At 50.4% G+C, this 26,006-nt stretch carries 25 protein-coding genes; 24 read left to right on the top strand and 1 reads right to left on the bottom strand.

The window, feature by feature from the left end; all coding sequences use genetic code 11:
* The first annotated feature begins 11 nt into the window (after positions 1-11).
* The 14 genes from hydA (at position 12) to DFR60_RS08240 (ending at position 11,209) form a co-directional block, all read left to right on the top strand.
* On the top strand, positions 12-1,388 hold the full coding sequence (hydA, locus tag DFR60_RS08310; protein ID WP_110322475.1) for a dihydropyrimidinase: 1,377 nt from the start codon (positions 12-14) through the stop codon (positions 1,386-1,388).
* A 57-nt stretch (positions 1,389-1,445) separates the two neighbouring features.
* Entirely contained in the window at positions 1,446-2,222 is a 777-nt protein-coding gene (yqeC, locus tag DFR60_RS08305) for a selenium cofactor biosynthesis protein YqeC (protein WP_110322474.1), read from the top strand.
* A gap of 21 nt (positions 2,223-2,243) precedes the next feature.
* Positions 2,244-2,588 carry a winged helix-turn-helix domain-containing protein gene (locus DFR60_RS08300; RefSeq protein WP_110322473.1) on the top strand — a complete coding sequence of 115 codons (345 nt, stop codon included), beginning with the start codon at positions 2,244-2,246 and terminating at the stop codon, positions 2,586-2,588.
* 314 nt (positions 2,589-2,902) lie between these two features.
* Complete coding sequence (locus DFR60_RS08290; RefSeq protein WP_110322537.1) at positions 2,903-3,937, top strand: molybdopterin-binding protein; 1,035 nt, start codon at positions 2,903-2,905, stop codon at positions 3,935-3,937.
* A gap of 1 nt (position 3,938) precedes the next feature.
* Positions 3,939-4,427: a cyclic pyranopterin monophosphate synthase MoaC gene (moaC, locus tag DFR60_RS08285; protein WP_110322472.1), complete on the top strand. Its 489-nt coding sequence runs from the start codon at positions 3,939-3,941 to the stop codon at positions 4,425-4,427.
* Entirely contained in the window at positions 4,424-5,428 is a 1,005-nt protein-coding gene (moaA, locus tag DFR60_RS08280) for a GTP 3',8-cyclase MoaA (protein ID WP_110322471.1), read from the top strand. Before moaC ends, moaA begins: the two co-directional genes overlap by 4 nt.
* Positions 5,429-5,432: 4 nt before the next feature.
* A complete protein-coding gene (locus tag DFR60_RS08275; protein WP_110322470.1) occupies positions 5,433-5,876 on the top strand; it encodes an MOSC domain-containing protein in 444 nt (147 codons plus the stop codon).
* Positions 5,855-6,346, top strand: coding sequence for a MogA/MoaB family molybdenum cofactor biosynthesis protein (locus DFR60_RS08270; protein ID WP_110322469.1), 492 nt, complete (start codon positions 5,855-5,857; stop codon positions 6,344-6,346). Before DFR60_RS08275 ends, DFR60_RS08270 begins: the two co-directional genes overlap by 22 nt.
* Positions 6,347-6,538: 192 nt before the next feature.
* The gene (yqeB, locus tag DFR60_RS08265) at positions 6,539-7,339 is read left to right on the top strand and encodes a selenium-dependent molybdenum cofactor biosynthesis protein YqeB (RefSeq protein ID WP_110322468.1); all 801 of its coding nucleotides are present in this window, start codon (positions 6,539-6,541) and stop codon (positions 7,337-7,339) included.
* Positions 7,339-8,157 (top strand): molybdate ABC transporter substrate-binding protein, encoded by an 819-nt coding sequence (gene modA / locus DFR60_RS08260; RefSeq protein WP_110322467.1) that lies wholly within the window; start codon positions 7,339-7,341, stop codon positions 8,155-8,157. Before yqeB ends, modA begins: the two co-directional genes overlap by 1 nt.
* Before the next feature lie 45 nt (positions 8,158-8,202).
* Positions 8,203-8,871, top strand: a complete 669-nt coding sequence (gene modB / locus DFR60_RS08255) for a molybdate ABC transporter permease subunit (protein ID WP_110322466.1) — start codon at positions 8,203-8,205, stop codon at positions 8,869-8,871.
* A 9-nt stretch (positions 8,872-8,880) separates the two neighbouring features.
* On the top strand, positions 8,881-9,927 hold the full coding sequence (locus DFR60_RS08250; RefSeq protein ID WP_110322465.1) for a sulfate/molybdate ABC transporter ATP-binding protein: 1,047 nt from the start codon (positions 8,881-8,883) through the stop codon (positions 9,925-9,927).
* A 17-nt stretch (positions 9,928-9,944) separates the two neighbouring features.
* Positions 9,945-10,520: a nucleotidyltransferase family protein gene (locus DFR60_RS08245; RefSeq protein WP_110322464.1), complete on the top strand. Its 576-nt coding sequence runs from the start codon at positions 9,945-9,947 to the stop codon at positions 10,518-10,520.
* A 17-nt stretch (positions 10,521-10,537) separates the two neighbouring features.
* Positions 10,538-11,209, top strand: coding sequence for a hypothetical protein (locus tag DFR60_RS08240; protein ID WP_110322463.1), 672 nt, complete (start codon positions 10,538-10,540; stop codon positions 11,207-11,209).
* A 104-nt stretch (positions 11,210-11,313) separates the two neighbouring features.
* On the opposite strand, the gene DFR60_RS08235 is transcribed toward DFR60_RS08240, so the two are convergent.
* On the bottom strand, positions 11,314-13,110 hold the full coding sequence (locus DFR60_RS08235; RefSeq protein WP_110322462.1) for a bifunctional 3'-5' exonuclease/DNA polymerase: 1,797 nt from the start codon (positions 13,108-13,110) through the stop codon (positions 11,314-11,316).
* A 392-nt stretch (positions 13,111-13,502) separates the two neighbouring features.
* Between DFR60_RS08235 and DFR60_RS08230 the strand changes: the two genes are divergently transcribed.
* The 10 genes from DFR60_RS08230 to DFR60_RS08180 all read left to right on the top strand — a co-directional run bounded on the left by DFR60_RS08230 (position 13,503) and on the right by DFR60_RS08180 (position 25,994).
* Positions 13,503-13,805 carry an HPr family phosphocarrier protein gene (locus DFR60_RS08230; RefSeq protein ID WP_110322461.1) on the top strand — a complete coding sequence of 101 codons (303 nt, stop codon included), beginning with the start codon at positions 13,503-13,505 and terminating at the stop codon, positions 13,803-13,805.
* A 347-nt stretch (positions 13,806-14,152) separates the two neighbouring features.
* On the top strand, positions 14,153-15,418 hold the full coding sequence (locus DFR60_RS08220) for an HlyC/CorC family transporter (protein ID WP_110322459.1): 1,266 nt from the start codon (positions 14,153-14,155) through the stop codon (positions 15,416-15,418).
* 129 nt (positions 15,419-15,547) lie between these two features.
* Positions 15,548-17,761, top strand: a complete 2,214-nt coding sequence (locus tag DFR60_RS08215) for an extracellular solute-binding protein (protein ID WP_110322458.1) — start codon at positions 15,548-15,550, stop codon at positions 17,759-17,761.
* 557 nt (positions 17,762-18,318) lie between these two features.
* Complete coding sequence (locus tag DFR60_RS08210) at positions 18,319-19,158, top strand: glycerophosphodiester phosphodiesterase family protein (RefSeq protein ID WP_110322457.1); 840 nt, start codon at positions 18,319-18,321, stop codon at positions 19,156-19,158.
* A gap of 10 nt (positions 19,159-19,168) precedes the next feature.
* Positions 19,169-20,308, top strand: coding sequence for an extracellular solute-binding protein (locus tag DFR60_RS08205; protein ID WP_110322456.1), 1,140 nt, complete (start codon positions 19,169-19,171; stop codon positions 20,306-20,308).
* A 65-nt stretch (positions 20,309-20,373) separates the two neighbouring features.
* Entirely contained in the window at positions 20,374-21,378 is a 1,005-nt protein-coding gene (locus tag DFR60_RS08200) for an ABC transporter ATP-binding protein (RefSeq protein ID WP_002602734.1), read from the top strand.
* Between the two features lie 15 nt (positions 21,379-21,393).
* Positions 21,394-23,142 carry an ABC transporter permease gene (locus DFR60_RS08195; protein WP_110322455.1) on the top strand — a complete coding sequence of 583 codons (1,749 nt, stop codon included), beginning with the start codon at positions 21,394-21,396 and terminating at the stop codon, positions 23,140-23,142.
* Positions 23,143-23,271: 129 nt separating this feature from the next.
* A complete protein-coding gene (locus DFR60_RS08190; RefSeq protein WP_110322454.1) occupies positions 23,272-23,949 on the top strand; it encodes an MgtC/SapB family protein in 678 nt (225 codons plus the stop codon).
* Positions 23,950-24,151: 202 nt separating this feature from the next.
* Positions 24,152-24,844, top strand: a complete 693-nt coding sequence (locus DFR60_RS08185) for an MgtC/SapB family protein (protein ID WP_243005004.1) — start codon at positions 24,152-24,154, stop codon at positions 24,842-24,844.
* 361 nt (positions 24,845-25,205) lie between these two features.
* Positions 25,206-25,994 (top strand): DeoR/GlpR family DNA-binding transcription regulator, encoded by a 789-nt coding sequence (locus tag DFR60_RS08180; RefSeq protein ID WP_243005003.1) that lies wholly within the window; start codon positions 25,206-25,208, stop codon positions 25,992-25,994.
* Positions 25,995-26,006 lie beyond the last annotated feature (12 nt).

Genomic DNA, 26,006 nt, shown 5'->3' with positions numbered 1-26,006 from the left:
GGAATTGTCCCATGAAAAAAGTATTAAAAGGCGGTACCGTGGTATCGGGTGAAGGCTGTAAAAAAGCTGACGTTCTGGTAGAGGATGGGAAGATCGGAGCCGTGGCTCCGGAGATTACGGACGAGGAAGCGGAAGTGGTCGATGTGTCGGGGAAGCTTTTATTTCCCGGATTTATCGACGCTCATACCCATTTCGATCTGCATGTATCGGGAACGGTCACTGCAGATAATTTTGAGACTGGAACGAAGGCGGCCTTATCCGGCGGCACAACCATGATTATTGACTTCGCGACGCAGTACAAAGGAGAAAGCTTACATAAGGCGCTGGAGCACTGGCATGAAAAGGCCGACGGCAACGCATCCTGTGACTACGGCTTCCATCTGGCCATATCCGACTGGAATGCCGAAATCAGCGAGGAACTGAAACAGATCGTGGACGAGGGAGTGACTTCCTTTAAGATTTATATGACCTATGACGACATGGTGCTGGATGACAAATCCATCTACCAGGTCTTAAAGCGGCTGAAGGAGATCGGCGGAATCGCCGGCGTTCACTGCGAAAATAAGGGAATCATCGAAGCTTTGATAGAGGAAGAGAAGGCGAAAGGCCACCTCACCACCGACGCGCATCCGAAGACGAGACCTGCCGTGGTGGAGGCGGAGGCGATCAGCCGTCTGCTCAAGATCGCGGATCTGGTACATACGCCGGTTATTATCGTGCACTTAAGCTCGGGAGCCGGCTATCAGGAAGTGAAGTATGCCAGGGAACGGGGCCAGGAAGTGATTCTGGAGACGTGTCCGCAGTACCTCGTTCTGAATGAAAGCGTCTACAGCTTACCCGATTTTGAGGGAAGCAAGTACGTGATTGCTCCTACCATCAAAAAGGAGACAGACAGCACAAGGCTGTGGAACGCCATCAGAAAAGACCATATTCAGACGATTTCGACCGATCACTGCAGCTTCACCACCGGCCAGAAGGCGGCGGGAAAAGACGACTTTACGAAGATCCCCTGCGGCATGCCCGGAGTGGAGTCGAGGCCGGCTCTGATCTACAGCTTCGGCGTTCTGGAACGCGATTTGAAGCTGGAGCAGATGTGCCGTCTGCTCTCTGAGAACCCGGCGAAGCTTTACGGGGTATACCCGCAGAAGGGGGCCATCGCTCCCGGAAGCGACGCGGATATCGTCGTCTGGAACCCGGATACCGAATGGACCATGTCCGTGAAGAACCAGGTTGCCAATGTGGACTACTGCCCGTTTGAAGGCACGAAGGTGAAGGGAAAGGCGGAGCAGGTTTACTTGAAAGGCGAACTGGCCGCCAGGGACGGAAATGTGGTACTGGAGAAGAAGGGAAGCTACGTTCCGAGACAGCGCCGGATGGAACTGGATTAGGGAATCGAGTAACAGTTCAGCCCTCACTTCCGGCTGCTGAATCGAAAGGAAAAAAGTATGATAGCTTACAGTTGGGAACATGACGGACTTCGGAAGCGCCCCACTCTGTGGGAGGCGTTAAAGCTTTCCACGGAACGCCACAAGGCGATTGCCCTGACCGGCGGAGGAGGAAAGACGAGCGTCATGTTCCGGCTGGCGGACGAACTGGCGGATATGGGAAAGACGGTCATTGTGACGACGACGACCCATATCTTTCATCCGCCGGGCCGGAACGTGGTGGAGACTGACTGCTCAGAGGACGCGGCGAAGCGGTTGGAGAGTAATGGTTCAGTCCTCGTGGTCGGTGTTCCTGCGGCCGACGGTAAGCTTAAAAGCCTGCCCTTAACGGAGGCTGCCAGGCTGAAGGAGCTGGCCGACGTCCTGCTGTATGAAGCGGATGGAGCGAAGCGGCTTCCTATAAAGGTTCCAAAGGACGGAGAACCTGTGATACTGGAATGTACCGACGTTGTTATCGGCTGTATGGGACTGGACTGTATCGGCGGTGAGCTGGAGGAATTCTGTTTCCGCACAGAACAGGCTGCCGAACTGCTGGGACTGCAGAAAGGACCGGATGGACATTACAGCCACCGGATCACATGCGGCGACGCGGCGAAGATTCTTACCAGTGAATCCGGTACGAGAAAGCTGGTGGGAGAAAGAGACTACCGGGTAGTGATGAACAAGGCGGATAATGAGGAATTTATAGCGAAGGCAGTCAGGATAGCAGGAGATATGGAACGGCTGCATCCGGTACCGTGCGCGGTGTCCTGTTTTCTGCGCGGGGACCATTTGTAACAAAAGAGAAAGGCGGCGAAGATGGAGCAGGAGAAAATACTGCGTTTCCATATGAAACTCAGGCTTTACTATGAGGAACGGAACTTTGGACCGGGAGTCGCGGGCCTGATGCAGCTTGTGCGGGAATGCGGTTCCTTATCAGCCGCGTGCCAGGAGATGCATATGGCGTATTCCAAGGCCTGGAAGATCATACACAAGGCGGAGGAGGACTTAGGCTTCCTGCTTATGGAAGGAAAACGCGGCGGCGAAAATGGCGGAACCACGATTTTGACCGAACAGGGAGAAGCGTTTTTAAACAAGTATTTACAGTTTGTGAACGAAGCAGAAAATGCGGTTGCTGAGTTGTTTGAAAAGTATTACAGCTAGTACAGCGTTGCATAAGTTCCAGTGAATTCTGCACTCGCTATTCACGCCTGGACCACGCCCGCGAAGCTAACCGTAGGGTCCACTACGCCGTCGCTCCGCGGACGCGCCCCTGACGCAAATATCAAGCACACAATTCACCGAAACTTACGCAATGCTGTACTAGACAGGAGGATGGGGACGGCAATCACCCATTTTAATTTTATCAGGGATATTCTCACTTGAGAATATCGATGCGGCATGGATACGCTGACTGCAGCGATAAAGTGGGGATAAAAACCGAGATTATAAAAATAAAGGATAAAGGAGCAGGAGTCATGAGGGAAATCAGGACAGAAGATGCGGTTGGTCACGTACTGTGTCACGACATTACGCAGATCATCCCGGGGGTGATCAAAGATGCGAAGTTTAGGAAGGGTCATGTGGTAAGGTCGGAAGATATTCCGGTGCTGCTCTCGCTGGGCAAGGAGCATTTATACGTCTGGGAAAAGGACGAGTCGAAATACCATGAAAATGAGGCGGCCGAGATTCTTTGCGGCCTGTGCAGAGGCGATTATATGGAACGAAGCGGAGTGAAGGAAGGAAAGATTGAACTGACCTCCACGGTTCGCGGGCTTCTTAAGATAGATACAGAACTGCTGGACAGAATCAACGGACTTGGGGAGATGATGATCGCTTCCAGGCACAACAACACTCCGGTAGAGCCGGGAGACAAGCTGTGCGGAACCCGGATTATACCGCTGGTCATCGAAAAAGAGAAGATGGAGGAAGCCGTGGAGGTCTGCGGCGGAAAGAAGATATTTACCATACTTCCGTATCGGGACAAGAAGGTGGGAATCGTGACGACGGGAAGTGAAGTCTATCACGGACGAATCAAAGACGCATTCGGCCCTGTCCTGAAGGAAAAGGTGAAGGAATTCGGCGGGGAAGTGATGGGACAGACGATCACGGATGACAATCCGGAGCATACGAGGAAGGCGATAGAGGAATTTATCACACAGGGAGCCGATATGGTATTGGTGAGCGGCGGAATGAGCGTGGATCCTGACGATAAGACGCCTCTTGCTATCCGCAGTACTGGAGCGCGTGTTGTATCGTACGGAGCGCCTGTGCTTCCGGGCGCCATGTTCCTGCTCGCCTACTATGAAAAGGATGGCCGCCAGATACCGGTGGCAGGCCTTCCAGGCTGCGTCATGTACGCCAGGCGCACGGTGTTTGACCTGGTGCTGCCGCGCCTCATGGCGGATGATCCTGTGACGAAGACAGAGCTGGACAAACTGGGAAGAGGCGGACTCTGTCTGTCCTGCGAGGTCTGTCATTATCCCAACTGCGGATTTGGAAAGGGCTGGTAAGATGGAAGGACTGACACATTTTGATGAACACGGCAACGCCCGCATGGTGGACGTTGGAGAGAAGGCCGTGACGGACAGAATCGCAACGGCACATGGCTTTATTCACGTAAACCGTGAGGTCTATGAGGCTATAAAACAGGGAACAGCCAAAAAAGGAGACGTGCTGGGCGTGGCGCGCGTGGCCGGAATCATGGGGGCGAAGCGAACTTCTGATCTTATACCGCTCTGCCACGTGCTGATGCTGACGAAGTGCACGGTGGATTTTATTCTCCATGATGACAGGAGGGCGGTGGAAGCCGTCTGTACCGTAAAGACCAGCGGAAAGACCGGCGTGGAGATGGAAGCCCTGACCGGTGTAAATGTGGCTCTGCTCACGATCTACGACATGTGCAAGGCCATGGACCGGGGCATGACCATGACGGATATCACTCTCCTGCTGAAGGATGGCGGGAAGAGCGGTCTCTACCAGAAAGACGGAGAGAGCCTATGAGAGACGGCAATGGAAGAAAGATCGATTATATCCGCATTTCCGTGACGGACCGGTGCAATTTGCGCTGCCGCTACTGTATGCCGGAGGAAGGCATCGACTTAATGCGCCACGAAGACATTCTCACCTACCAGGAGATTTTAAAGATCGCAGAGACTGGGGCAAGACTCGGGATCAGACGTGTGAAGGTGACAGGTGGGGAGCCGCTGGTGAGAAAGGGTGTCTCCCAGCTGATCCGGGAACTGAATGCGATCGAGGGAATGGAGGATGTGACGTTGACCACGAACGGCCTTCTGCTGGGGGACATGGCTCCGGAGCTTGCGGAGGCAGGGCTTTCCAGCGTCAATGTCAGCCTGGATACGCTGGATCCGGAACGCTTCAGCCAGATTACCAGGCGGGACCGGTTCGCGGATGTCATGAAGGGGATTGAATCCGCTGTCAGGAGCGGGCTGAAGGTGAAGATAAACTGTGCGGTGATGGAGCATTTGAGCAGGGAGGATGTGCTCGCCTTCGCCGAATATTCGGTGAAAAGCGGGATTCCTGTCCGCTTTATCGAGATGATGCCCATCGGACAGGGAAGAAAGTACCACGCCATGGATAATGAGGAACTGCTCAAAATCCTTTCTGAGGAATACGGCGATTTAAGGGAAAGCACGGAGCCGAGGGGAAATGGGCCGGCGGTCTATTACACCTATGCATCGGGAGCGGGATGTATCGGACTGATCAGCGCCGTTCACCACAAATTCTGCGGAAGCTGCAACCGGGTGAGACTGACGTCGGATGGGTTTTTAAAACTTTGCCTCGACAGTCCGGCCGGAGTCGATTTGCGGACACCGCTGCGCAGCGGCGTATCCGATGAGGAATTAAGAGGTCTGATGGAACAGTGGATCAGAGTGAAACCGGAAAGCCATCACTTCCTTTCGCCGGAGGGACGTGAGGGAGAACTGCCGCTTTCCGACGGTACAACGGAAAAATGTTTAAATATGAATCAAATCGGAGGATAAAAACATGGGTCAGGTTATGGCTGTCTGTATCAGCGAGAAAAAAGGGACACAGAAAAAGGGAATTTCAGAGGGACATTTTATAGAGGAATTCGGCATTGAAAATGATGCGCATGCGGGAAAATGGCACCGCCAGGTGAGCCTGCTGTCCTATGAGACCATCCAGGCATTTAAGGAGCGGGGAGCCGAGATCGGCGACGGCGCCTTCGGTGAAAATGTGATTGTGAAGGGGATCGACCTGGTCCGCCTTCCTGTGGGCACGAGGCTGTCCTGCGGTGATATCCTTCTGGAGGTGACGCAGATTGGCAAGGAGTGCCACAGCCACTGCGAGATTTTCAAGAAGATGGGGGAATGCATTATGCCTGCCAACGGAATTTTTACCCGGGTGCTGCACGGAGGCGTGATGAAGGAAGGGGATGAAATAAACGTATGTACAGAGCAGGAATCGTAACGCTCAGCGATAAAGGCGCGGCAGGCGAGAGAGAAGATAAGAGCGGAGCCGTGATAAAGGAAATTCTGGAGTCAGCGGGCTATGAGGTGGTGGCTCAGAGTCTGCTTCCGGATGAGGGAGAGGCGCTGAAGGCAGAGCTCATCCGCCTGAGTGACCAGGTGCAGTGTGATCTGGTGCTGACGACGGGCGGAACCGGATTCTCCAGGCGGGATGTGACGCCGGAGGCCACGATGGCGGTAGCAGAGCGGAATGCTCCGGGAATCGCGGAGGCAATTCGCGCTTACAGCATGACCGTGACGAAACGCGCCATGCTGAGCCGCGGGGTAAGCGTCATCCGCGGAGGCACGCTGATTATCAATCTTCCGGGAAGCCCGAAGGCGGTCCGGGAGAGCCTGGAATACGTGCTGGATACGCTGCCGCATGGTTTGGACATCCTGTCGGGACGCGGCGGAGAGTGCGCCAGGAATTAGTATAACCAACACCAAATACCTTACTGTTTCGCTGGTCTGATTTTCCGATAGCACAGACGCAAAAGCCTCAGCGTAACCCCATTACGCCTACGTTTTTGCGCCTGTACTCTCGAAAAATCATCCTCACCGAACCAGCAAGGCATTTAGTGTGGGTCATACTAGAAAGAGATTGATTGAAAGGAAGAGAGTGTTGTGGAAAAAGTCTTGATAAAAGGGGCCGGAGATCTGGCAACGGGAATCGCCTGCCGGCTGCATCGCTGTGGTTTTTCCGTGGCGATGACCGAAATCGCGGTTCCCACAACCGTGCGGAGAACGGTCGCATTTTCCCGGGCGGTTTATGAAGGAAATGCCCTGGTGGAAGATATCGAAGGGGTACTTTGCCGGAATACGAAGGAAATAGATAATACTGTGAATCAGAACAAGGTGGCGGTAATCGTCGATCCGTCGTGTGAGACGTTAAAATCCTGGAGACCGGATATCGTGGTGGATGCTATCTTAGCCAAGGTGAATCTGGGATCAAAAATGTCGGATGCGGATATTGTTATCGGTGTCGGCCCCGGATTTACGGCTGGTGAGGACTGTCATGTGGTGGTGGAGACGAAACGCGGCCACAATCTGGGACGCTGTATCTGGGAAGGCAGTGCATTTCCGAATACGGGTGTCCCCGGAATGATCGGAGGATACGATAAGGAGCGCATCATTCGCGCCGCATCTGACGGTATATTTACGGGAGCTGTGAAGATCGGAACGTTGGTTAAAAAGGGTGACGTGGTAGGACACAGCGGAGAAAATCCCATATACGCAGAGGTGGGAGGCGTTGTACGAGGGCTGCTTCAGGACGGTGTGGCAGTGACAGAGGGAATGAAATCGGGAGATATTGATCCAAGGGGGGTCGTCGAACACTGCTGGACCATTTCCGATAAGGCAACCGCCATAGGAGGCGGAGTGCTGGAAGGCATCTTTCATATAAAGCAGAAAAGGGGAGTAAGGTAATGAAAAAAGCAATCTTATTAGCAGGCGCATTAACAATGGCGATGGCGGCGCTTACCGCTTGTGGAGGAACAGGAAAGGCTGAACCGGAGACGACAACACAGGCAGCTGCAGAGGCAGCAACAAAAGCACAGACTGTGACCATCGCAGCGGCAGCAAGCCTGGAAACCTGTTTGAGAGATGAACTGATTCCATTATTTGAAAAGCAGAACCCTGGTTTTACAATCGAGGGAACGTATGACAGTTCTGGAAAACTTCAGACCCAGATCGAAGAGGGCGCCGGTATCGACGTATTCTTTTCGGCGGCGACGAAACAGATGGATGCTTTAAACGACGAAGGCATGATTCAGGAGGGAAGCGTCAGGAATCTTCTGGAAAACAAGATCGTTTTCATCGTACCGACCGGTGACGAAGGAAACTACTCCTCTTTCGAGGATATTGCAAAGGCCGAAAATGCAGCGCTCGGAGATCCGGACAGCGTGCCGGTAGGCCAGTATTCGAAGGAAGCGCTGACCAACCTGGGACTCTGGGACGAAGTGCTTGCAAAGGCCAGCCTGGGAACGAACGTAACCGAGGTTTTAAACTGGGTTGCAGAGGGAAGTGCAAAGGCCGGAATCGTATATGCAACAGACGCGGCGCAGACCGATAAAGTAACGATCGTGGCGGAAGCACCGGAAGGAAGCGTTAAGAAGGCGATTTATCCGGCAGGCATCATCAAAGACTGTGAAAATCCGGAGGGCGCACAGAAATTTATCGATTTCCTGGCCAGCAGCGAAGCGATGGATATCTTTGTAAAGAACGGATTCGCAACGGCAGAATAAAACGCCGGGGGTTCATAATGGGCCAGAGATAAGGAGGAGAAGCAAGTGGATTTGTCACCGGTTCTCATTTCACTAAAAACATCAGTCATATCGATTAGTTTCACATTTTTTCTGGGGATATGGGCGGCCAGAGCGGTGATTGCCCTGAAATCAGAACGGGCAAAGGCTATACTGGACGGAGTACTCACACTTCCTCTCGTTCTGCCTCCGACGGTGGCCGGGTTCTTTCTGCTTTACATATTTGGAGTGAAGCGCCCGATAGGAAAGCTGCTTCTTGCTGTATTCAGCTATAAAATCGTGTTTACCTGGCAGGCAACGGTGCTTGCGGCGGTGGTGATATCATTTCCGCTTATGTACCGTTCTGCTAGGGGCGCATTCGAACTGGTCGATGAAAATGTCTTAAACGCGGCGAGAACCCTGGGGATACCGGAACGGAAGGTTTTCTGGAAGATTCTTATGCCTATGGCTATGCCGGGAGTTCTCTCGGGCGGAGTTCTGGCCTTTGCCAGAGGACTGGGAGAATTTGGAGCGACGGCCATGATCGCTGGAAATATCGCGGGAAAGACGCGGACTCTGCCCCTTGCCATCTATTCTGAGGTGGCGGCGGGAGACATGGAGGGAGCGGGAAAATATGTGATCATTATCGTAGCCATATCCCTTCTCATTGTGGCAGGCATGAATGTGGCCGCCACAGGCAAAAAGAAATTTTCGTAGGAGTGAGCCATGAGTCTGAAGGTAGAGATCAAGAAAAAATTGAGGGATATGACTTTAAATGTCGCCTTCGACACGGAGAGAGATTTCGGAATCACAGGGATCTTAGGCGCCTCGGGATGCGGCAAGAGCATGACCTTAAAGTGTATTGCGGGAATCTTCACACCGGACGAGGGAAGAATCGAGTTAAATGGCCGTGTGCTGTTTGATTCGGCAAAAGGGATCAACGTAAAAATTCAGGACAGGGGAGTCGGTTATCTGTTTCAGAACTATGCATTGTTCCCCCACATGACCATACGGGAAAATGTGGAGATGGCCCTATCCTGCCCTAAGTCAGAGCGGCGCGAAGCCGCCATGCGGTATCTGGACATGTATCATATCGGCGAACTGGCGGACCGGTATCCTTCCAGGCTTTCGGGCGGCCAGCAGCAGAGAGCCGCCCTGGCCAGGATTATGGCATCGAAGCCGGAGGTGCTGATGCTGGACGAACCATTTTCCGCTCTGGACTACTATCTGAAGGAGAAGCTTCAGCTGGAACAGCTGGAGGAACTGAGAAACTATGACGGTGACGTGCTCCTTGTCACCCACAGCAGAGATGAGATCTATCGCTTCTGCAGTACAATCCACGTGATCAACGAGGGTGAAATTGTGGTGTCGGGGGCCGTAAAGGCTGTCTTTAAAGAGCCTGAGACTGTGTCGGCGGCTAAACTGACTGGATGTAAGAACATTCTGGATATCAAATATGTGGATGCCCACACATTTTACGTGCCAAATTGGGATATTCAGGTTATAATAAGAGACAGGGAAGTCCCAAAGGATACGCCATTTATCGGAATACGCGCCCATTACTTTACCGCCGCCCATGAGTCGGAAAAGGAAAATGTGATGGAATGCCGCCTGAAGCAGATTCTGGATGACCCCTTTGAGGTTACGCTTATTCTGGAAAATGATCTCTGGTGGAAGATACCGAAAGGGCACTGGAAGGATGATATGAAGGAGCAGGTGCCGGAGCGCCTGGTAGTTCCGGAGGAGAGCATTTTCTTTTTAAAGGACAGGTAGAATGGAGGATTAGGCAGATGAAACTGACTCTTATACTGCTGGCAGCAGGAGACAGCAGGCGGTTTGATGGAAACAAGCTGTTTACCCCGTTTCACGGGAAGCCAATGTATCAGTATATCGTGGAGGAGGTGGAAAAACTGCCGGATGGCCTTTTCGATGATAAAATCGTAGTAACACAGTATCCGGAGATCATGGAAGACCTGGAAAAAAGAGGGTATGTGGTGGTAGAGAACGTTCAGAGCAGTCGGGGAATCTCTCATTCGATCCACCTGGCCCTGGAAGCCGCGGCATCACCGGACGGTGAAGAAGCCTCGTACTGCTTCGCGGTCTGTGACCAGCCGTATCTGAAGGCGGCCACCATAGAGGGCCTGATCGAAGGCTGGAGAAACAGCAAAAGAGGAATCGGCTGTCTGTGCAATATGGGTGAGTTTGGAAACCCCGCGATTTTTTCAGAATCATACAGGAATGAGCTTCTGGCGCTGGAAGGCGATGTGGGAGGAAAACGGGTTCTGCGCAGGCATATAGACGATCTCTATCTGCATGAAGTGGATGATGGCCTGGAGCTTGTGGATATCGATGTGAGACCTGTATAAGTAAGGGGGCATGATTGATGGAACGGGAACAGCTTATGACGGAACTGAGAAAAAAAGAAGATTCGAAGGTGTATGCGGAGCTGGGATACCGTGACAACTCGGTGATACCGCTTCTTATTGAGATTATGGAGACGGAGAAAACGGCCGTTAAGTATCAGGCGGAGAAGGCGGTGCGGAAAATCAGCGAAGAGCGCCCGGCCATGCTTCTTCCATATGGGGACCGCTTAATCGGGCTATTGGACAGCGAGAATAATTTTATAAAGTGGGGAATGCTTCTTACGCTTCCAGGGCTTTTGGAAGCCGGAGGCAGGGACATCTGGGGGAAAATGAGAGCGAAGTATCTCCTCTCGTTCCGGTCACAGCAGGTTGCGGAATTCGGCAATGCAGTCTCGTGTGTTGGGAAGATCCTGAAGGTCTGTCCGGAAGAGGAAACGACGATCATTCCCCTTCTTTTGAATATAGACGGTCATACGTTTCTCCATCACGGTGTGCCGTCTCTGGAATGCCGGAATGTTGCAAAGGGACATATTCTGGAATGCTTTCTGGAACAATTCCCGGATTCTGCCTATAGGGAGGAAATGGCAGCCTTCGCAGAACGTAACCTGGAAAATGACAGAAAACAGGTGTGTGCCAGGGCGCGGCGTCTTATGAAGCTGGCGCAGCCCGGCACAGGACGGTGTACCCGGTGAGATCGGCTTTATTCCCGCGAGCAACGAGCCAAACGGACACGCTGGCGCGTCCATTTGGCGACTGCCGCGAGGGTAAAAAACCCCGTAGCCTGCTACGGGGTTTTTTACTTGCCTGCCCAGGAATCAGCGGCCTTTGCATCCGCTTCACAGGGAACATCAGGGAGTATCGCACGCGCGGCTTCTTCCATCGTATTTTTTAACAGAACAACCGCATCGTCCACTTCCTCCTCCGGGACTTCCATCAGGATTTCGTCGTGGACGATGCCTACGATTTTCTTGTCACTTTCCCGGATCCGGGAGGCCAGAAGGCCGAGGGCAGATTTCAGAATATCGGCGGCCGTGCCCTGAACCGGAGTGTTGGCCAGATCGGCCAGACCTGTGTTCGGGGAAAACAGGAACTTGCGTCCTGTGAGCGTCCGGCCTTCCAGGGGAGGGCTCTCTCTTAAGTCATGGTGCCACCAGTTGATCCCGTGGTAATTCTGAAAGAAGGCACTGCGAAACTGTTCTGCTTCTTCTAATGTCATGTCTACGCCATAGGACTGACTCGAGTACTGTCTGAGTCCTTCCGCGCCCATACCGAATATCAAACCGAAATTCACAGCCTTTGCAGCCTGACGCTGCGCTTTTGTTACCTGACTGATCGGAACATTGGAAATCAGGGAGGCGGTGAGGGCATGGAGATCCTCGCCTTTCTGACAGGCACTTTTCATTCTGGAGTCACCGGAAATCTGTGCCGCTACGCGCAGCTCGATCTGGGAGTAATCGGCAAGAACGAGTTTTCTTCCATGGGGTGCTGTAAAGCAGCCGCGAAAATCGGCTTCCCGCGGAATCTGCTGAATATTGGGATTGTAACAGCTCATTCTTCCGCTCCAGGCGCCGATCTGCATGTATTTGGGATGGAGCCGGCCAGTCACGGGATGAATCTGGGCCGGAATGGGATGGAGGAAGGAAGAGAGGGATTTGGAGTGCCTTCTGTATTCGGTCAGCGCCTGTACCAAAGGCTGGTTATGGTAGGGAGCCAGGCTTCTTCGCGATGTGGAGTTGACCGGGATTCCGTACCGGTTCAGTAGTTTGAGCACATAGGGATTGCTCTCAAAGTTTACGTCCAGGGCTTCCTCACCGCCCCACAGGGTCAGCTGGTACGTGGGAGTGCCGCTGTAGGTGTAGAGGGTCTCCAGAGCATCGTTATACTGTTTCTCGGTCTTCTTGCGCAGCGAATCCCACTGTTCCAGATCAAGATTGATTCCGTCATATTCTGTATGGGCGATGGCGGAAGCGCAGGCAAACTCAATGGAGGCAATCCGGTCGAGACCGTGATGAGCCAGGAGCGGCTTCATCACACCGTACAGCTTCAGCAGAATCCCTGCATCCAACGCGGCATAGGCCAGCTGGGATCCGGTCAGAGAGGTGCTGTCCCAGGGGCCTGTCTGCTCTGTCTTATCCATCCTGATGCCGAGATAGTGGTCCGCCACCGCCGCCAGGCCCGCCCGCAAAGGACCGCCGCATGGCCGGAGCAATTGAGCGGCCAGCATGGTATCGAAGACTGGAAAGCATTCGATTCCAATCCCCATGAGAAACTGTAAGTCAAACTTGGCATTGTGGAACAGCTTTTCCGAAGGGGTGTCCAGAAGCTCTCTTAAGCAGGAAATTCCATCAGGGAGAAATACCGCACAGTCAAAGACAAGCACAGGAATACCAGGTGCGCTTATCTGGATCAGACGGAGCCGGTCGCGGTGCGGGTCGAGCCCGGTAGTCTCTGTGTCTATGGCGAGGAGCGGCGCTTCTTTTATTGCCTTCTGGTAGGGAAGCGTGTCGGAGGGGGAAGAAATAACCAGATAGTCAATGGATGATCCGGTATTGTCTGTTGGCGTGGCCTGGGGTAGCGTGATTTTATTTTCCATTGACGGCTCCTCTCTGTTTTGTTATAATAGAACATATGTTCTTGTTTTTCCAGTATACTATATTTTGGACAGAAATGCAATTGCTAATGTGGTATTTTACTATTTTAGGGCGTGCAGATGGCGGGAATGAATTTTCAAACACGCCCTAGGGCTATGAACGGTAACCTTTGGAAAAAAATACAAATGCAGAAAGCCTGGATATAAGGTAAAATAGACAAAGTTTTAAAAGGCAGATCAAATTCGCTTACAAAAATTTAATTTTAAAGATAAAATGGAAGAAGAAAGGCAGTATTGAACGAAACAGATTTGGAGAAAATGATCAGACGTAAAAGAATCAGACAGAGCAGGACATTATATAGAATGATCATAGGGAAAGGACCGGATACAGATTAATGAAGAGCAGAGAGTACAATCTGGCGCCAGAAGAGAAAATGGCCAGGGAACAGATGATGGAACTGATTTTGATATCCAGCCGTTTTACAAGCAGCATTACGGTTGAAAATGAAGAGAAACATTTTAATGGAAAGAGCATACTGAAGGCGGGAGAATTGAAAAAGGGAGAGCGTTTTTATGTGGTGGCAGACGGCAGTGACGCTAAGGAGGCGATCGAGGCGCTTGACCGGTTATTTCCGTGTGCAGTGAACCAGCCGGACGTGCAGTCCTGTCCATCGAAAAAGATGCAGAAACGAGGGTGATAAGAAAGCGTTAAGGAATGCGGTCGCTTCTTGACAATGACGCTGGGGTTCTTTATAATTTCTTTCATATCACAGCTTTATGCAGAAAGGAATTTACTCATTTCATGGACGACGCCGACAGTGACGCTGAACCTGACACACACCGGGCAAACTCATATACGACAGTTACATACCGGTTGATAAAAAAGAACATGATAATTGAAATGTTGACATAGGAGCATAACCTGCGTTTCCCTCGGGAAAGGCGGGCTATGCTTTTTTGCTGCAAAAGCCGCCGCGCCCTGGTGCGAGAGTCCGTCAAGCCGGACTCTATATGTCAAAAAAGAAGAAAGAGGAAGGAAAAATTTATGGAAGAACAGAGTATCTCATTGATAATTATTATTGGATGTATTATTATGTCCGCGTATTTCTCGGCGACGGAGACGGCGTTTTCCTCGCTGAACCGGATTCGGATCAAGAATATGGCGGAAAAGGGAAATAAGAGGGCAGGGCTGGTGTTAAAGCTGTCCGAAAACTATGACGGGCTGCTGTCTACGATCCTGATCGGGAATAACATCGTCAACATTGCAAGTGCGTCGCTGGCCACGGTCATATTTGTGAAGCTCCTGGGCGATGAGGCGGGAGCCAGTATATCTACCGTGGTGACGACGATCGTGGTGCTGATCTTCGGTGAGGTCTCCCCGAAGAGTATTGCCAAGGAGTCCCCGGAGCAGTTTGCCATGTTCTCCGCCCCGTTTTTAAATGCGTTTATGGTGCTGCTGACACCTGCTAATTACTTATTCAAACAGTGGAAAAAGCTGCTGTCAGTACTGATCCGGACTTCGGGAGATTCCGGCATTACGGAGGAGGAGCTGCTTGCCATCGTGGAGGAGGCGAAACAGGATGGCGGGATTGATGAACAGGAAGGAAGCCTGATCAAGAGCGCCATTGAATTTACAGAGCTGGAAGCCATGGATATCGCAACCCCGCGTGTCGATGTGACAGGAATTCCCGTCGATGCGGATAAAGAGGAGATAGCGGCGGTGTTTGGGGAGACCGGATACTCCCGTCTCCCTGTCTATAAGGATAAGATCGACGATATTATCGGGATCATTTACCAGAAGGACTTTTATAATCAGGTGTATCGCGGTGTATGCGGTGTGGAGGCCATTGTCCGACCGGCGCTGTATGTGGCAAAGAGTAAGAAAATTAACGTCCTCCTGAAGGAACTTCAGAAAAATAAGATGCATATTGCGGTGGTAATCGATGAGTTTGGAGGAACCATGGGCATTGTAACTCTGGAAGATATTCTGGAGGAGCTGGTGGGGGAAATCTGGGATGAACACGATGTGGTGGTTCAGGAAATTGAGAAGATATCTGATCAGGAATACCTGGTTTTAGGCAATACCAGCGTGGAAAAGCTGTTTGAGGAGCTGGGCGGTGAGGAAGAGTTTGAATCGTTTACCGTAAGCGGATGGGTGATGGAGCTGGCGGAGCGGATACCGGAAGAAGGGGATGTGCTCTATTATGAAAATATGACCATAACTGTCATGAAGATGAAAGACAGGAGAGTGGAGCAGGTGAGGATCGTGCTGGAGGCGGAAGTCATGGAACCGTGCGCGGCCTCGTTTTAAAAACGTGCATGAAAGTCCCTCTCTAAAGACCTGCACAAAGTCCCTGCAAAAAACAGATAGAAAACTCTCTGCCCTCGTGCTATAATGAAAATAATAAAATTTGAACGAACCAATAATGAGGTGCAGCCTATGCCAACGATCAAAGATATTGCCGCCAAAGCAGGGGTATCCCACGGCACAGTTTCCAATGTGTTAAACAAGAGGGGAAACGTCAGCGCCGAAAAAATCCAGCTGGTGGAGCGGATTGCCAAAGAGATGGGATATAAAATGAATGTCCAGGCCCAGCAGCTGCGGGCCGGTACGGCACGGAGAGTATGCGTCATTGTGCCTAAGATCAGCTTAAAATGCTACAATGATTTATATAACGGGCTGGAACAGTACCTGCGGGAGTACGATATCAGCATAGAACTCATATCCACCAATAACCTGGAGTGCGACGAGGAAAAAGCGGTAAAGAAGGCTCTCTCCTTAAATCCAATGGCAGTGGTGGTGGTCAGCTCGCTTCTTAAGAACAGGGGATTATACACTTCAGATACCAGGTTTTTCTTTGCCGAAAGAAAGGTGAAGGGAATGCCGGACGCGTCTGTCTACGTTTCCTTTGGATTTGAGCAGGCGGGACGGGATATCGCGGTTAAGTGTATCGAGGATGGCCATCAGAATGTGGCTCTGCTCTGTGAGAACAGCATCTATTCCAACAATAAAAGCTTTATTAACGGTGTGGTGGATGTACTGGAGGACGATAATTGCTCCTGCAAAATATTTCCAAGCGACGACAGCATGTGGTTTAACAAGGCCTTTGATATCCTGGGATCGAAAGAGGATTTCGACGCGGTGATTGCCATGAGCCAGGAGGACGCCGATTATTTGAGGGTGGCCCATCAGTATAATCCGGATAAGAAGATGCCGGTTATATATGCGCTGACCAGCAAGAGCATCGGAATGGATCCGGCCGTGTGCAGATATGAGCTGAATTATAAGCTGATGGGAAGAAACATAGCGGAGCAGATCGTAAATGTCGGCGGGGAAGAGGCGGAACCTGTGCAGAAACAGCAGATTATCATGGAAAATGACGGATTCTACGATAATCCGCTTCCGGCCGCTGGTAAGAAAGACAGCATCTGCTTTTTGACCATCCAGAATCTGACCAGCAAGGCCATCGGCATGCTGCTTCCTTCCTTTACCAGGGAGACCGGAATTAAGGTCAATATGATCGAGGTTTCCTACGATGAGCATTACAAGATGGCGCAGGCCTGCGTGCAGAACAGCCCCTATGATCTGGTTCGCATCGACATGGCGTGGATGACCGAGCTGGGCGATAAGATTTATCAGCCCTTCGACAGCTCCAGTTCTTCGGTTAAGTGGCTGCGGCAGCAGATTCTTCCCTCGCTCTCGGAAAACTATTCCATGGTTCATGGTGTCAAGTACGCGTTTCCGTTGGATGCCTGCGTGCAGATGCTGTTCTACCGGAAGGATTTATTCGAGGATGAACTGATCAAGAGGGAATTTTTCGAAAAATACAAACGGCGTCTGGAGATTCCTAAGACGTTTGAAGAATACAATGAAGTGGCCAGATTTTTTACGAGAAAAGAGAATCCCGATTCCAGAACCAGGTATGGAGCCGTGACCGCTTACGGAAGAACATTCCTGGCGGCGTGCGATTTTTTGCCGCGTTTCCGGGAACTGAAGAAGGATATCTTCGATGCGCGGGGAAATGTAAATATCCTGATCCCCGAGATGAAACAGGCGATCCGCAATTATCTGGATACCTGCAAGTATGCGGGCAGTGATATCTATCAGTGGTGGGGGGAACCCACCCGCCAGTTCTCGGAGGGGAATACGGCGATGCATATCGTGTTTTCCAACTATGCCTCCGAGATGATTCACAATCCGGAATCGAAGGTGCTGGGACGAATCGCCTGCGACACCGTTCCGGGCGGGCAGCCCTTGTCGGGCGGAGGCTCGGTGGGAATCTCCAGATTCAGCAAAAAGTATGACGCGTGCATGAGCTTCTTAAAGTGGCTGTACCGGAAGGATATCGCGGAGACCATCACGTATCTTGGCGGATACGTCTGCAACCGCCAGATCAGCAGGAATATGGATATCCTGGAACGCTATCCGTGGCTCGAGAACATGGAAAAATCCTTCGAACCTGGCTGGAGGCTTTATAAACATGACAGAAATCCTGATTTCAATGAGTTCCTGTTTGAGGATATCCTGGGGAAGGCGATCCGATCCATCGCATCGGGAATCGAAGAGATGGATGATGCGTTGGAGAAGGCGCAGGAGGAATGTGATCGGGCATTTAACGAAACAAGCGGGAATTCAAACCGGGCATCGATATGAGATGTAGCCGCACTCTGCGAAATTACGGAGCGTGGATAAAAAGAAATAACCGGCAGCAATGGAAATAAAAAGTATGCAAGGCGCCGCGCAATGAGTTTTAGGTAAGTAATAGGATACCTGAAATTTGTTGCGCGGTGTTTTTTGTTTCATAGGAAAGTTCGTCCTATGAAACAAAAACCCTCCGGGGGATGTGCACTCCGCGCTTAGGAAATATGGCCGCTGAAGCGACCGCGCTCCGGCGCGAGAGTCCGGCTCGCCGGACTCTTTATTTTGCTTTTATGAGGCAAGGATAGACTTGTGTTAAAAGGTGAAAGCTAAACAGAAATAAAAACTTTTAAAGTCAAATGTAGCACAGAAAACAAATATATTTATTTGAACGTGCCAAATAAAACGGGCTTTTTAACTGCGAAAAGCAGAAGGAGACATAATAAAATGCACAAAAAAATGTAAAATCCATGTGATAACTGTGTAAAATAAACAAAATAATTTGGAAATACTATTGACACGTTCCAATAAATAGTGTATAAAATAGATATAGAGACAAGGAGGTACGGAAAATGTACACAAAGAATCAGTCAATCAGAGAACTCGTCGATAAGAACCGGATTTTGATTGCGGCTCATCGCGGTACGTGCGGTGGGAACGTGGTGCAGAATACCTGTCTGGCATATAAGAACGCACTGCTTCATGGAGCGGATATGATCGAGGTGGATGCGTCCATGACTACGGACAAAGTATTTTACGCATTCCATAATGGGGAAGAGCCTTTGGAACTGGGAATTGACCGTGATATCCGAACCATGTCATCGGAGGAAGTGGAGAAGCTCTTTACGCTGAATTCCTTACGGCAGGTATGCGGACAGAAGCTGGAACATTTAGAAGATGTGCTGGAGCATTTTCGCGGAAAGTGCCTGATCAATATCGACAGATCCTGGTTTTACTGGAAGGAGATCATCGCCCTTTTAGACCGCATGGATATGAAGGACCAGATTCTCTTAAAGTCCGGTGTGGAGGAGGAACTCTTAAAGGAACTGGAAGAGAGCGGCACCGGCATCATGTATATGCCGATCATGAAGAGCCCGGAGGAATGGGATATCATTCAGAAGTACGATATCAATGTGGCCGCGGCAGAGCTTATCTTTACCGATCTGGACAGTGAATTCTTAAGCCCGGAATTCATGGGTCGTTTGAAAAAAGCGGGGATCGCTCCCTGGGTGAACGCGATTACCTTAAATGATGAGATCATTCTCTCCGGGCTGTTGGATGATAATAATGCCATTAAGATTGGTTTCGATGAGACATGGGGAAAGCTGATAGACTTGGGATTCGAGATTATCCAAACTGATTGGCCGGCGTTGTTAAAGGGATACATATCAAATAAATCAAATGAAAAGTAGGAGGAGAATTATGAAGAACTTAAAGAAATTTGCGGCACTCGGATTATCTGCAGCTATGGTACTGTCACTGGCAGCCTGCGGATCAGGAACAAAGAATACGACGACGGACACGACAGCCGCAGGGACGGAGGAAGCTGCGAAAACAGAAGCGGCAGGAGATACTGAGGCTGCGGGAGATAAGGCAGCGGCCGGCGGAGACGTGGATAAGAGCCAGAAGCTGATTATTTACACAAACTCCGGTTCCAACGGCAGAGATGCATGGCTGAAGGAGAAGGCGGGAACGGCCGGATATAATGTAGAGGTGGTACAGATTCAGGGCGGCGATCTGGCAAACAGAATTATTGCAGAGAAGAACAATCCGCAGGCAGATATGGTATTTGGACTGAACTCCATTGAGTACGAGAAACTGAAAACAGAGAGCGTTCTGGATCAATGGGAGCCTTCCTGGGCCGGCGACGTGGATATGACACTGGGCGACAAGGACGGATACTATTATCCGATCGTGATCCAGCCGCTTGTCAATATGATGAATGCCGATCTCCAGAATCCGCCAAAGGACTACACCGACCTGGTAAATCCGGAGTGGAAGGATCAATACACCATCTTAAACTTCGGCGGCGGCACCGGTAAGACCATTCTTGCCAGCCTGCTTGTTCGGTACAGAGATGATAATGGGGAGTACGGCATTTCCGATGAAGGATGGGATTTCGTGAAAAACTGGATTCAGAACGGCCACATGGAAGTACAGGGCGAGGACTACGTAGGAAATGCGATCTCCGGTACAGTTCCGATCACAGAGATGTGGGGAAGCGGCGTTCTTCAGAATCAGACAGAGAGAGATTATAAGTTCCAGATCATGGTTCCGGAAGTTGGCGTTCCCTACGTAACCGAGCAGATGGCCATGATTACAGGTTCCAAGAAGCGCGATCTTGCCGTAGATTTCGCCAACTGGTTCGGTTCCGCTGACGTTCAGGCAGAGTGGATGAACCAGTTCGGTACCATTCCGTGCCAGCCTAAGGCAGTGGAGGAAGCACCGGCCGATATCAAGGAATTTATGGATCAGGTACATCCGCAGGATATGGATTGGGCATTCGTAGCAGCGAATATAGATCAGTGGGTTGAAAAATGTGAGCTTGAGTTCTTACAGTAGATGACGGACGGCGGTATGGTTTATGAATATAAATGATACCGCCTCTTTGTAAGGAGAGGAAAAGGATGATTGAGTTTAAAAATATTGAGATTAAATACGGGGATTTTGTAGCCATCAAGGATTTGAATTTAACGGTTGGCGATGGGGAGTTCTTTACATTTCTGGGGCCGTCAGGCTGTGGCAAGACAACGACACTGAGGGCTCTCGTGGGCTTCCTCGAACCCAGTGCCGGACAGATCCTGATCGATGGAAAGGATGTTACCCACACTCCGGTAGAGAAAAGAAATATCGGGATGGTATTTCAGAGCTACGCCCTGTTTCCGACGATGACCGTCTATGAGAACCTGGCTTTTGGCCTGAAGGTGAAGAAGCTTTCAGCGGCGGAGATCGACCGGAAGGTCAAGGATGTGGCGAAGGTCATCGAGATTAAGTCAGAGCAGCTGGTGAGAAATGTATCCGAATTATCCGGCGGGCAGCAGCAGAGAGTGGCGTTAGCCAGGGCGATTGTTCTGGAACCGAAGATTCTGTGCCTCGACGAGCCGCTTTCCAACCTGGATGCCAAGCTGAGAGTGGGCCTTCGGAGCGAACTTAAAAAGCTGCAGAAGAACCTGGGGATCACTACCTTATACGTTACCCACGATCAGGAGGAGGCTCTTACTTTGTCCGACCGGATCGCCGTGTTTAACAATGGATTTGTGGAGCAGGTGGATAAGCCTTACAACATCTATAACCATTCCGGGTCGGAATTTGTCTGCGATTTTATCGGTGAGATTAACCGGCTGAACGCTGCTGTCTTAAGTGAGGTCGAGACCCAGACCGGCCATGCGCTGGATGGGAATAAGAGCGGCTATGTGCGTTTGGAGAGAATCAGTTTAAAGGAAATTCCAGGCTATGCGAAGATGCATGGAGTGATCCGGGATTACGATTATAACGGAGTCATGACGAAATACCGCGTTGAAGTCATGGGATGTGAGATCCGCGTGATCCACGTCAATGACGGACAGCCGTTCATGGAAATCGGCCAGGAACTGGATATCTATATGAATCCCAGGGATATCATGCAATTTTAAAAGGAGGGAGTTTGTATGAAACAGAGAAGCAAGAGTAAGTCTTTCAGTATACAGACCCTGATTTTAAAGATTGTCATTGTATGGGCCATTGTTGCATTTGTCATCTATCCGAACTTAAACCTGCTGGTCAGTGTCTTCTATAAAAATGGTCAGTTTTCCACGGAAGTGTTCGGAAAGGTATTCGGCTCCGCCAGAGCCATGAAGAGTCTTGTGAACAGCTTCATTCTGGCGTTCACCCTGGTGGTTACGGTCAACATCGTGGGGACGCTCAGCGTTCTTCTGACGGAATACTGGGATATCAAGGGCGCCAGGGTATTAAAACTTGCATATATGAGCTCGCTGATCTACGGCGGAGTCGTGCTGGTATCCGGCTATAAATACGTCTACGGGGCCAACGGACTGCTGACAAAGCTTTTGGTGTCAATATTTCCGGGCATGAATCCGAACTGGTTTGTGGGATATGGGGCAGTCGTGTTCGTTATGACATTTTCCTGTACACAGAATCATATGATGTTTTTAAAGAATGCGATTCACGGTCTGGATTACCATACCATTGAGGCGGCGAAAAATATGGGGGCATCCGGAAGCAGAATCTTCTTCCAGATCGTCATGCCGGTGTTAAAGCCTACGTTTTTCGCCATCACCATCCTGACGTTCCTTACCGGACTGGGAGCCATGTCGGCACCTCTGATTGTTGGCGGAGAGAATTTCCAGACCATCAACCCCATGATTATCACATTTGCAAAATCCAGCTTTTCCAGGGAGGTTGCGGCATTTCTTGCGGTTCTCTTAGGCATTGCCACGATGATTCTGCTGGCAGTGTTCAGCAGGATTGAAAAGGGCGGAAACTACATATCCGTGTCGAAGACGAAGGCAAAGCTAAAGAAGCAGAAGATCAGCAATCCGGTATTCAACGTGGCAGCCCATGTGGTCGCTTACGCCATGTTTGCCATCTATGTGATACCGATTATCCTGGTTATCGTATATTCATTCTGTGATTCACTGACTATTAAGACGGGCAATCTGACTCTGAATTCGTTCACTCTGGCGAATTACCAGAAGCTGTTTACGAGCGCAGAGGCGATCAAGCCGTACATCGTCAGTATTGTATACTCCCTGCTGGCTGCGGTTCTGGCTGTACTGATGGCTGTGATCTGCGCCCGGTTTGTGCGCACGGCAAAGCATAAATACGACGTATTCTTCGAATGGGGCATGCTGATTCCGTGGCTTCTTCCGGCAACCCTGATCGCGTTGGGACTGACCACGACCTACGGGGAGCGGCAGCCGATCCTATTTAACTATGTTATGGTAGGAACGCTGGTACTGATGCTTGTGGGCTATACAGTCGTCAAACTGCCTTTCTCTTACCGGATGGTGAAGGCGGCGTTCTTCAGCATCGACAATGATCTGGAAGAAGCGGCGAAATGTATGGGTGCGGGTACGCTCTATACGATGATAAAAGTAATTCTTCCGGTTATTTTCCCGGCGATTATGTCCATCATTATCCTGAATTTCAACGGGATGTTATCGGACTACGATCTGTCTGTGTTCCTGTACCATCCGCTGTTCCAGCCTCTCGGCATCGTCGTGAAGGCCGCTTCGGATGAGTCGGCATCCATCGATGCCAGGGCCATGGGCTTTGTATACACGGTCGTTCTGATGATTCTCTCTTCTGTGGCACTGTATTTCGGCCAGGGAGATGGAATGGAACGCATCAGAAGATGGAAGCAGAGACGGTTTGAGAAGAGAGTGGCGAAGGGATGAGGAAGAGATCAATAGGGTAAGAATAAGAGCATAAGGTAAAAAAAGAAATCAAAAGGCAAAAAAAGATCATTACAGGGCGCCGCATGAAAGAAATCATGCGGTATTCCTGTTTTTCAGGAGGCGGATTAGTTGAATGAATTTATAATGGAACAATGGATTTTTGTAGCCCGGCTCCTCGGGGCGGCTGTCTGCGGCGGGCTGATCGGTTATGAACGGCAGAGCCGGAAGAAGACGGCGGGCGTCAGAACACACGTCATCATCTCGGTTGCGGCCGCGACTATGATGATCATCTCCAAGTACGGCTTCAATGATGTTCTCGGCGAATACGTCCGTCTTGACCCGTCCCGGGTGGCGGCCGGTATCGTGACAGCTGTCGGATTTATCGGCTCGGGAATTATCTTTTTCCGCAACAACAATGTGAGCGGAATCACCACCTCCGCCGGTATCTGGGCCACGGTGGGAGTAGGCATGGCCATGGGCTGCGGCATGTATGTGCTGGGCGCTGTGTCCACGATTATTGTGATGGTTTCCGAGGTGTTTTTAGGAAGACGGGGATATTTTTCCAGAAAGGCAGGAGAAGAGCGGGAGCTGGAGATCGAGTATAAGGACAGCGACAAAGAAGATATCTTTTTCTATATTAATAAGACCATAGAGGACGCAGGCTGCAAAATGGAGAATATAAAGCTGGCCGACGAGGATTCCCTCTGCGTACTGAGTGCGGTTTTAAAAGCGCCTGATGAGCTGGACGCAGCCCTCCTGGTAGGGGAACTCAAAAAGAAAAAATCAGTGAAACGGGTATCTGTCTGAACAGGTTGTAGAACACGAGCGGTCTCGGAAACTCCTTGTGCTCAGATTTGTGAGATGATTTCCCGTCAGATGCACACAAATTTACGAGGCGTACACGGCGTGTACGTTGAATAAATTTGTGTGCATATGGCGGGAAATCAGCCACAAAGATGGGCGCAAGGGAGTTTCCGAGACCGCTCAACACAGGATGAGAGGGGAATACATGGAGACAGTGACAGCGGCAGTGGAGTATCTGGAAGGCATCAATCTGGCTTCCATCACCATGCGGATCGTGATGTCCATGGTCTGCGGCGGTGTAATCGGAATTGAGAGGGGCAAAGCGCATCAGCCGGCCGGAATGCGGACGTACATGCTGGTCTGCATGGGCGCGGCCATGGTCATGCTGACCGGACAGTATATGTACTATCATTTCCAGACCGGTGATCCGGCGCGGCTGGGCGCACAGGTGGTCAGCGGAATCGGTTTCCTGGGCGCCGGGAGCATCATTATCTCGGGCAAGACGAAGATTAAGGGGCTGACAACGGCAGCAGGCCTGTGGACTGCTGCGTGTATTGGGCTGAGCATTGGGATTGGTTTCTATGAGGCCGGGATCATTGCCACCCTGGCCGTATCGCTCACCATGACGCAACTGAAGAAGCTGGAGTACCATCTGATTTTTGATGACGTTTGGCTCAGCGTGTATGTGGAACTGGACGACGCGGTCAAAATGACGGATCTGGTCCGGGAATTTTCACCTGCAGGCCTGGTGATTGGCGAGGTGCAGATTGAAAAGAAGAGAAAAGGCTTCCAGAAGGCGGTGATCAGCTTAAAGAATACGGAACATAAGAGCCGGGAGGCAGTGCTTCAGTTTCTGGAGGGGGTGGAAGGGATTCAGTTTGTGAAGTATACGGCTTAAAAAATCGATTTGTAAAAAAATACTAAAATCTTGGTTGTAGACTATATTGTCTGTAACCAAGATTTTTTATTTCACAGGAAAGTTCGCCCTGTGAAATAAAAAAACTCCGGGGATGCGCACTCCGCGCTAAGGAAATTTGGTTGCTGAAGCAACCGCGCTCCGGCGCACGAGTCCGGCAAGCCGGACTCTTTGTGCAAAATTTGCAAACTAAAATGTTAAAATGTCAATTTTGTAAAAAATATTGACATTATTCGACACATATGTGATAATAAAAACGTGAAATATAGCAGAAAGTTACAAAATATTTCAAAAACAATCAAAAAATACAAAAGAGAAAAAAAGACCAGGAAAGGAAAGAAACATGGAACAAAAAACTTCTATTATTCCAGCCGGCCGGCTGCAAAAGATAATGGAATACATGAAGGAACATGGCAGCGTTCAAATTAAGGAACTGGCAGACTACCTCGACGTATCAGATGCGACGGTACGCCGGGACCTGGATGATTTAGACACTCAGGGGCTTTTAGTCAGGACTCATGGGGGAGCAGTCAGAAAGAATGATAATACTTCTTCATTTGAATGGCAGCATAATGAGAAACTGACGATCATGCTGCACGAAAAAAAGCAAATTGCTAAATTGGCGGCGTCCTTTGTGCACGAGGGCGACACTATTCTGTTGGATTCAGGAACGACAACCTATTACCTGGCAAGTGAATTATCCGATATTCCTAATTTGACAGTAATTACTTATGACTTGTTTATTGGAGGAAATTTAGTTCTCCACCCAACCTCCACTATGATTGTAACAGGAGGAATCCGTCGTCAGGGGTATAATAATGTGCTTTTGGGAAGTATGGTAGAAGATTACGTTCGTAATATTCGTGTGGACAAGGCTTTTCTGGGAGCAGATGCTATTGATGTGGATTTCGGCATTTCCAATACAAATGTGATGGAGGCCAGTATTAAGCGATTACTGGTTCAGGCTGGAAAGCAGGTGATATTGATTGGTGATCACAGTAAGTTGGGCAGAATGGCGTTAATTAAAGTTTGTGATCTGACGGATATCGATGGGGTGATTATTGATAAGGCTATCGATGAAAACAGCCTGCACAGAATGAAGGAAAAAGTAAAGAATGTATATTTGGCATAATGTGTATGCCTG

Source organism: Hungatella effluvii (genome assembly GCF_003201875.1).
GTDB classification, from domain to species: Bacteria; Bacillota; Clostridia; order Lachnospirales; family Lachnospiraceae; genus Hungatella; species Hungatella effluvii.
This window is presented reverse-complemented; position numbering and strand designations above follow the sequence as displayed.